Origin of the sequence: Paucibacter sp. XJ19-41 (assembly GCF_028462495.1) — a bacterium.
GTDB lineage: Bacteria > Pseudomonadota > Gammaproteobacteria > Burkholderiales > Burkholderiaceae_C > Roseateles_E.
Genome location: NZ_JAQOWX010000276.1, coordinates 1 through 1059 on the forward strand (window position 1 = coordinate 1; position 1059 = coordinate 1059).

2 protein-coding genes are annotated in these 1059 nt (G+C 71.8%); both read right to left on the reverse strand.

Going from position 1 to position 1059, the window contains the following annotated elements:
- Positions 1-748: cache domain-containing protein (locus PO768_RS28940; RefSeq protein WP_272648812.1), on the reverse strand; the 748-nt coding region annotated here is incomplete at its 3' end.
- 10 nt (positions 749-758) lie between these two features.
- Positions 759-1059: winged helix-turn-helix domain-containing protein (locus PO768_RS28945; RefSeq protein ID WP_272648813.1), on the reverse strand; the 301-nt coding region annotated here is incomplete at its 5' end.

A 1059-nucleotide genomic window follows, 5' to 3' on the forward strand; every position in this document is an offset into this window, starting at 1 on the left:
GCGCCAGCTCGCCCAGCTCGCCGGGCACGGCCGGCGGCGGCTGCTGCGGCTGGCCGGCCTGCACCTGGCGCGCATAGTCGCGCAGCCGCCGCACATGCCAGACCAGCCACAGGGTCACGGCCACGCCCAGCGCCATCGAGAGGCCCAGCAGCGCCAGCCCGGCGATCAGGATGCGGCGCTCGGCCCGGTCGATGAAGCGCTGCACCGTGGCCAGCGGCTTGGCCACCGTGACCACGCCGATGACCGCGCCCTCGCGGCGCACCGGCGCGGCCACATACATCACCGAGCTGCGGTCGTCGCCCTCGGTGAGCCGGGTCGAGCGCGCGCCATAGTCGCCGCGCAGCGTGCGCGCCACATCGCGCCAGCCCGAGTAGTCCTCGCCGACGGCCGGACGCGGGCCCGAGTCGAGCAAGACCCGACCCTGGGCATCGGTGACATAGATGCGGAAGTCCAGGCTCTGCTTGCGCAGGCCCCAGATATGGGCGTCGATGGGCCGCTTCGCATAGTCCTGCACGCGCTGCGCGAAGCGGCTGCCGGCCAGGTCGGCGCCCTTGCTACCGTCTTTCTGCAGGGCGGCAACATCGTCCTGTGCCAGCTCGGCCAGCAGATTGGCCGTGTCCACCATGATGTCTTCCATCACCTCGCGCACGCTGGGCTTCACCTCGGCCAGCACGAGGCGCAGCACGACAAAGGCCGACAGGCCGGCGATCAGGAAGAAGCCGAAGAGCAGACGCAGGCCGAGGCGCATGTCTGCCCAGCTACTCGAGGGAATAGCCGAAGCCGCGATGCGTGCGTATCGGGTCCAGCTCGGGCGCCACCGCGCGCAGCTTGGCGCGCAGGGTCTTGATATGGGTGTCGACCGTGCGGTCGCCGCTATCGGCCTCATGGCCCCAGACGGCGTCGAGCAGGGTCTCGCGGCTGTGGATGCGCTGCGGCGCGGCCAGCAGCCGGCTCAAGAGGCCCAGCTCGCGGCGCGTCAGGTCCAGCAGCTGGCCGCGAAAGCGGATGCGCGAGCCCCCCGCCTCGATCACGAAACCCTGCGGCGCCGGCGCCGCCACC